We start from the raw sequence: 7,574 nt of genomic DNA on the forward strand, positions 1-7,574 counted from the left end.
TCCCTACCGAAGATGGAAAAGGAGATCATGATATGGATTTATTGAAACAATGCCAGCAATGGTTTGAACAGGATGAAGCGCAGAAGGTAATCGACACCCTGGAAGCGATTCCTGCCGAGGAGCGCACCCCGGAACTGGACAGCGAATTGGCCAAGGCATATATTGCCGTTGCACATATAGGAGAACGGGAGCCTTTTGAAAAGGCGCTGGAACTTCTGGCTCCCCATGAGGAGTATTTTGCCGAAGATCACTGCTGGAATTATCGAATCGCTTTGGCCTATTACTGTCTGGATGAGGAAGGCCCCGCCCTGCGTTACTTTGAAAAGGCCCTGAAAGCCCGCCCCGGAGACAAAGATACTCAGGAGTACATAAACGATTGCCGCCGTCGTTTGTCCCTGCCCCGCTTTGAAAAGAACTTCCGTGAAAGGACGCAGGAAGCATGGGCAGCCTTTTCTCAGATTGAGGCAGAACTGCGTCAAATCATAGATACGGACGAAACACACCAGCGCGGCGAAGAACTGGTTGAAAAATGCGGGAATGCACTCAAGACGGCCCTGCGTGATACTTCCTTCGAGCTGGGCTTCAATGGCGAAAAGCATGAATTGATCCTCAGTCCAGAGGGGCTTCGCTCCCGCCTGTTCCCGTTGGTGTACTTCCAGAAGCAGGCCCCAGAATCGGTGCTTGAGCATTGGAATATCTGGGTAGGCCGCCAGCCCTGTGAGGGGTTCGAGCTGCGAGCTGGAGAGATTGAAGTTCGGGCTGAGGATGTGCAGATGTGGGCAGAGGAAACAGAGGATCATCAGGTAAGTCTGGTCCTTTACTGTGAAAAGCTGACCCCGATCTTGAAAGAGGACACAGACAAGGTCTGGTGGGCACTCTCTATGCTGGTGGATCAAACCATCGGAGAAGTTTCCGCTATCGCCTTTGTTGCTGGGTTTGATGTTTATGCTCAACCGAAAGACGAACCGGCCAAGCTGCTTTCCGAACTGCCGGAGTTGCTGCAAAGCATGGGGCTTTCTCTCTGGCGGGATGGCAGCGACTACTTGGAAAACAGTTATCTTGCCTATGAACTGGAACCGGTGGAGGACCCGGAGGCTGACTGGCGGCTGGATGTTTATACTGGAAGCTGCCGCCTGCCGGTGCTCATCAACGACTACCTGACTGCCCGCAGTGATATGGTGGATGAGTACCACAAGGATGGCATTGCCGCTGGATTCCTCCTGTACCCGCTGTCCGGTTTTACCGGTGAGGAACGAGTGAAAGCTATTCTGGATTTCCGGGATAACCTGCGGGATGCCATCCTACGGGATGCAGGAGAGGAAGCCGTGACCTTCCTGGGTGGGGCCACTGGTCTGTATTGTGGGTATCTGGATTTTATCGCCTGGGATCTGCCCGCTGTACTAACAGCGGCACAGGCATTCTTTGAGGGAAGCGACCTGCCCTATGCTCACTTCCACGCATTTCGGCGGGATGTGGGCGGTGTGCCGCTACTGGACGAGAAAGAACCGGAGCCTGATATTCATGAGGAAACTGGCTCCCTGCTCTCGACAGAGGATATTGAAATACTGGAGTCCTTTGACGAAGGAACTGCCGCTTACTTTGGGAAAATGCTCGACTGGCTGGAGAATTTTATCAAAAGCGGCGTAGAAGAAGGACGATTCAGCGAAAAACAGGCTCACCAGGATTTACAGATTGCCCTCTGGTATGCCTTTGCCTGCCTTAACCTGGACGATTACATCCACTACTACCGCGCTGCGGAATGGATGAAGGATTCGGAGAAAAACGCCACGGGCTGCGCTACCTGGTACTACCGGTATTCTGTGGCGTTGATGTATTGCGGCAGGCTGGAAGAAGCACTGGAATATGCGGAGCGGGGCGCTCTGGAGGAGCCGGACTACCCCTGGATCTGGCTCCATCTGGGCAAGCTACGGGCGCATTTTGGCGATAAATCCGGTGCGCTGGATGCCGTCAAGCAAGGATTAAAACTGGAACCGGGAGATTATGAGTTCCTGACCTTAAAAAAAGAGATCAAAGCCGGAGCCACCCTGGAACAGATGGAATATCATTGGATCAATCCCGATGCTGACCAAACGCTCCAGCGGGGACTGGACGAGAATGCGGATGATAAACAATGCGCCATAGCCTGCATTCGGGTGGACGAAGCGGGACTTGCCGAATTTTATGAACTGTTCCACCCAGAGCGGTATAGCTATAAGAAAAATTCCCCCTGCTGTGAATTCCAATACCCGGTGAAGGAACATCTTGTGGAGCTTTCCTTCCGTATGAACGAAGCTGGACTCTCCAAGATGGGAACCGACTGGCTGCGGCAGCTCAAGGAACGGCTGGACAGCGGTGAATGGCTAACCCACACCCCTGAAGGAGAACCAGAGGGCATTCTAACAGGTGTGTTTGTGGACCAGACCCGCCGCATTGGTCTTGTCTATCAACAGCCGGGAGACGATCAGTATTTTCAGATTTTCCTGAACCCGGACGGCACGAAGGCGGATGCCTTCTGGTCCTCAAGAAAAAACAGCGAGCCGGAGGTTTATTCGGAGGATGAGATGTCTGCGATAGAGCAGCACATCAAAAACACCTTTGGTGAGTTTGAGAATGTGTTCCATGAGCTGGTTTCCCCTGACATCCATGTGGACATCTGCGTTGTTCCTCCCTCTGATGAGCGGGACTATTACACACTGGTAACGATGGGCATGGGTGCTCACCGGATGAATGTGCCGGAGGAACTGGCGGAATACAAGCTGGAGCGAGCAGAGCTGGCCATCGCTCTGCCACCGGATTGGAAACTGGATGAGGAATCCCTGAAGGATGAGCGGTGGTACTGGCCGATTGGTCTCTTGAAAGTGTTGGCACGCCTGCCTATTTCCAACGATACCTGGCTGGGCTTTGGCCACACAATGGATAAGCAATCGCCGTTTGCAGAGGATACGGAACTCTGCGCCGCACTTCTGGTAGGTCCGCAGGATGTTGTCTGGAACGGAGGTGAAGTCTGCACTTTGCCGAGCGGCGAGGAGGTCAACTTCTATCAGGTGATCCCGCTCTATCGGAATGAGATGGAGTATAAGATGGAGCATGACGCGGACGCTCTGCTTAAAAAAATGGCAGGCATCAGTTTTGTGGTTAATCCCACCCGCCAGAATGCCATCACCAGAGGAACGCTTGCAGAGGAAGAATTCACCGGCGATATGGACGATGCCGCATGGCACCTGGAATCCATTCAGGAAAAGGGCTTGCCGGTGAATGAGATCAATGCCTACAACCACATGGCAATCTATCTGCGCTGGTGCATAGAGCATGATCTGATGAGCGCGGAATTTATGGAGCGGTACTGGGAGCAGGTGCAGCCGTTTATGGCAGATCTGAGCCGCGCCGATCTGCGTGGCTTTATCCGGGACCAGCTGAAAGGACAGCTCTTTGGGGCGCTGTTCAACAAGGAGGGCGCAGCCTTTGCTGGATATTACTACGGCGAGGCGGATAGCCCGTACTTCCCCAGTGACATTGATAACTATGCTTTGGAGTATTTCGGTTCAGAGCAATATTATTCCGATAAGTTCCAGGATGAAGCCTATCTGTTCATCCCATTTGATGAAAACTATTATCAGGCTATGGCAAAAGTCATGGAAAAGCGGTTCGCCAACTGGCAGGGACAGAGTTTCGATGAGGCCACTCTGGAGCCTTCAGACCTTGCGGAAGCCATGATGGAATATCTGGACTGTGAATGTACCTATTTCCCCTCAATGACGGATGATGACCCCATCATGTCGGCATATAACTATGCCAAACGGGAAAGTGTCAAAGAGGGCTTTGTGCCGGTTCTGATTAAGGCGGATGACGAAATCCTGTGGGAATGCCTGATTATGAATTCTGACCCGGACAGCGATGGCGAGGACGACTTTGCTTTCGACCCGGACAAAGTTGCCGAATACCGGAAGAAAATGCTCTCCGCCCCTGTCGAGAACAGTAAGGCAGTCCTGGAGGAAATGATTGGGCAGCGCAAGGAAGAAGCCGAGGATGACGATATGGACTGGGATGAGGAGATCCTGGGCGAGATGGAGGGCGGATATGATAACCGTCGTTTTTCAAGCTACTGGAATTCCGATAATAATATGACCTATCCTCTCATTCTGGCTAAAATCCCCGTGAAGAATCCTTGGGAGATTTTTGCCTATCTGCCCTTTGGTGGCTGGAATGAATGTCCTAACACGCCAGAGTTAATGGCAGTTGCGAAATACTGGTTTGAACAGCATGGGGCGGTGCCCGCTGCCATGAGCCACGACGAGTTGGAGTTCCTGCTCCCGGCTCCCGTTCCCGAGGAGAAGGCTATGGATGCAGCAGTGGAACTGTATGGCTTCTGTCCCGATGTGATTGACCAGGGGCCGGAGGACGCCACCGTGGGCGCTCTGGCCGATGTGCTGCGGCAGTCCACTGTTTGGTACTTCTGGTGGGATTGAAAGGAGGATTTTTGTGGGATACGATGTGAGTTTTCACCCGATTTCACCAGAGGAAATGCGGGAATGGTATTTTACTCCCTTAACCTGGATACAGCAGGGACAGGAGGAAAAAGTGCTGGCCCTTGCCGCGCAGCATGGAATGGAGGATTTCTATGCCGAAAAATATCTGAATACCTTGCGCGTTGGGGCTGAAACGGAATCTAACGAGCTGTTTGACAAAAGCCACGGCTTCTATATTGCAGTAATCCAAGGTTTTTTCCGAGATTATTATTACACCAGAGGTAGTGCCTTTTCGTTCCTGGTGGAACAAAAGCCAGAATATGCGCGGTACTTCACCTCATGGGAACAAATCACTCCTGTTTCCTTTCCAAACCCCATGCAGAACCGAATCATCGAAAACTATTGCTCCGGTGTATATCTGTCTCCAGATCAAGTTATACAACTTCTCAAAGACATGGAGCAGGACCCAAAAGTCCTTGAAGATCTGGAGGGGCTTTGGAGCAATGGACAGATTGCTGTGCTGAAAAAAGCACTTTCTGCTGCTGCAAAGTCAGGAGTCGGTCTGTTGGAGGCCACTGAAGTGGTAGAGCCCAACCCCATCAGCCCGAATGAGAGCACAAGCTACTCTAACCTGTACCACTGTGATCGGGACGGGGTATATCTCTACATAGATGCCGTCAGTGGTCAATTAGCGGATGCGATTGGGAAAAACGAAGGATAGATTCTCTCTATGAAAATGTGTGGGCATCTGTGGGAAGAACCAAAATAGGCAGCTACCCACAATATTGATTATCGCAGAAAAGCTCACCGTTTCGGTGAGCTTTTCTGCAATATTTCATAATTTTTTTATTGCTACCACTGGTTGCCGAATTGACATAGGTGGGGTGGTAGAGTGGCTACCACAGAAAAAATAGAATGAAAGTGAGGAGGTTCACTATGAAGTTACCCGAAAAGATTCAAAGGGAACGAAAAAAGATGGGACTGTCCCAGGAGAAACTCGCAGAAAAAATAGGAGTATCAAGGCAGGCCATCACAAAATGGGAGAACGGCTTGGCATCCCCTGAACTGGAAAAAATCGTCTCATTAAGTGAATGTTTTAAGGTATCTACTGACTATTTGTTAAAGGACAATATTACCGAGCCGACCCCACCACAAGAATCTGCATTGAAAGGAAACAAGCGAATGTCATGGAGAACGTGGCTTGGAGGAAGTTTGTTTGGAATATCGGCGCTGATTATATTTGTATTATGGCGACTTTCTGTTCGTTTTCCTATTTCGGGAATGACCGGAAACGGTGTCCATTTAACCGGATTTAGTGGCTTTCTTGGCTTTCATGGAATTTTACATGAAAGCTATGTAATAGTTGCGATTGGAATAATCGGTTTGATACTTCTGATTACTGACTTTATCCGCATAAAAAAGAATAATCGCTGATGACCGGACAATGCAGAGTTGATCTTAAACTGAATAGGTTTATTTCGGCTCGGCAGCATTGACCTGTCGGTAGAAATACATATATTTGAATTAAGAAAGGGAGTGATGCTGCCGGTGTGCCGTCCGTTTGTATGGACAGGAGTCTGATGCACTATGCAATACCTCAAGAAGCGCATTATGCTGTTCCGCTGTCTTTACGCACCACGACACACGGCTTACAAGACAAAGAAAATCATCTTTATATGGAAGTATGGTGGCCGGGAGTATTGTTCTAAAAGCGAAAAGCCTCCACCTGCCAAAAGATGCTTTTTCTGCGGACTTTTTAATAAACGACTTGGAGCGGTCGAATTTGTACTGAGTTACAGATTCGGCCGCTTTTTGATTTGTTCTCGACTACTTGGTCACTGGTGTCGAGCACCACCACTTCCGATTTGTTTTCCACAAAAAACAAATCGGAGGTAACAGAGGTGCAAAATTATCGCAAAAGCGACTATGCGATAAACAAAAACAGCCCAAATATCGTTTATCGCTTTCATAACGAAATCATAGAAATCACACTGGAGGATTATCTGAAGGAGAATCCTGACAAAACGGAACATGACTTTGCAGAGCTGAAAGCCCTGTCCGATCAAATTTACTATGAGCAGGATCGGGCAGAGAGCGCCCAGACCCGCAAGGATGTTTCGATCCACGGTTTGGAGGAAACGGAGCATTGTGCCACTCGCGCTCTGGATGAAGAATGGGAAGAACGAGTTGTTGACATACAGAACCGCAAGTATGCCTGGAAAGCCCTGGAGCAGCTTTTTACAGTGGGCGCTTTGACCGAGGTTCAGAAACGGCGATTCCGGCTTCATGTTTTTCAGGGACTCTCTACCCGGCAGATCGGTCGCATGGAAGGGACAAGCCATCAAGCCGTTGCCAAGTCCATAAACCTGGCGATTGCCAAACTTAAAAAATATTTTGCGGCACAGGGTTGACACCCCTGCGGTTTCAGGACGATAGGTGAAAGGCATTCTTTCGAGTGTTCTTCTTTCACCTGTACCTTGACAACCGCATACTCATTCATCAGTAACATCCCCCCTTTCCAGCTCGAAGAGCTAAAGCCGATTCAGGGGCCGCGCCATGATATACGGACATGATGAGCAGATCCCACCTGATTATCATAATTGGTCTTGCATACAATCCTGTCCTGTATGAGCGAGTAACGGCAGCCTGTAAAAACCGGGCAGCACCCGGCGCGGCCATGACCGGAAAGGGGCATAATGGTACTCCTGTCCAGCCACAGCCCTGCTTAAGATCAGAGTAGTCCATAACATTTGGAAACCATCTGGTTGCAGGATCACGCAATGGGGGCAGCTCGGAGAGATCCTCGGAGGGGTGAGATTCCCGTGGGCCGGTTCGCTGCCGGTCACTGATGACTTCCCAATATGTGCGGGGTGTCAAGGACAAATGGCACATAACAAGAAAACAAATCGGATTTTGTATTTCGCCGGAAATGGGGCAGGTCTTATGGCCTGCCCCGTTTTCCGGCTTACTTAATATTCAGGAGGTCAGTTTATGCGAAAGGCTATCCGGCGTGGCGATCTGTTCTATGCAGACCTGAACCCGGTGGTCGGCTCCGAGCAAGGCGGCATCCGCCCTGTCCTTGTTATCCAAAATGATGTGGGGAATCAC

Annotated in this window: 5 protein-coding genes; all 5 read left to right on the forward strand. The window is 50.3% G+C overall.

Annotated features, from left to right (window positions below; all coding sequences use genetic code 11):
- The first annotated feature begins 32 nt into the window (after positions 1-32).
- Positions 33-4,466, forward strand: coding sequence for a suppressor of fused domain protein (locus H8S57_RS14770; protein ID WP_055180722.1), 4,434 nt, complete (start codon positions 33-35; stop codon positions 4,464-4,466).
- Between the two features lie 13 nt (positions 4,467-4,479).
- Positions 4,480-5,187 (forward strand): hypothetical protein, encoded by a 708-nt coding sequence (locus tag H8S57_RS14775; RefSeq protein WP_055180724.1) that lies wholly within the window; start codon positions 4,480-4,482, stop codon positions 5,185-5,187.
- A gap of 215 nt (positions 5,188-5,402) precedes the next feature.
- Positions 5,403-5,900, forward strand: a complete 498-nt coding sequence (locus H8S57_RS14780) for a helix-turn-helix domain-containing protein (protein WP_025543819.1) — start codon at positions 5,403-5,405, stop codon at positions 5,898-5,900.
- Positions 5,901-6,367: 467 nt separating this feature from the next.
- Complete coding sequence (locus H8S57_RS14785) at positions 6,368-6,877, forward strand: RNA polymerase sigma factor (protein WP_025543820.1); 510 nt, start codon at positions 6,368-6,370, stop codon at positions 6,875-6,877.
- A 580-nt stretch (positions 6,878-7,457) separates the two neighbouring features.
- Positions 7,458-7,574: type II toxin-antitoxin system PemK/MazF family toxin (locus tag H8S57_RS14790; RefSeq protein ID WP_186908695.1), on the forward strand; the 117-nt coding region annotated here is incomplete at its 3' end.

The sequence above is a fragment of the Lawsonibacter hominis genome, assembly GCF_014287895.1.
Taxonomy (GTDB): Bacteria; Bacillota; Clostridia; order Oscillospirales; family Oscillospiraceae; genus Lawsonibacter_A; species Lawsonibacter_A hominis.